Origin of the sequence: Capnocytophaga sp. oral taxon 332 str. F0381 (genome assembly GCF_000318275.2) — a bacterium.
Lineage (GTDB): Bacteria > Bacteroidota > Bacteroidia > Flavobacteriales > Flavobacteriaceae > Capnocytophaga > Capnocytophaga bilenii.
On the sequence record NZ_KB291253.1, the window covers coordinates 357 to 558 of the forward strand.

Genomic DNA, 202 nt, shown 5'->3' on the forward strand with positions numbered 1-202 from the left:
GGAGCATTCCGCCTCGTGCTGTACTGATATACTTTCCGTTATCATCAGTACTCCTACGAATGTAGCTAAACTGCACCTCTTTGTCGGTAGGGGTAGCCGTGCCATAGCGGTCGTTATCATAGACGCTGCCTACTGTTTGAGGTTCGCTGCTATAGGTAATGGTATATATATCGTCTTGTGCAGTAAGGGGTATGGTAGTGCT

General features: G+C 47.5%; 1 protein-coding gene. It reads right to left on the bottom strand.

Annotated features, from left to right (window positions below; all coding sequences use genetic code 11):
• On the bottom strand, window positions 1-202 hold a 202-nt coding region (locus HMPREF9075_RS13330), incomplete at both ends, for a hypothetical protein (protein ID WP_009414718.1).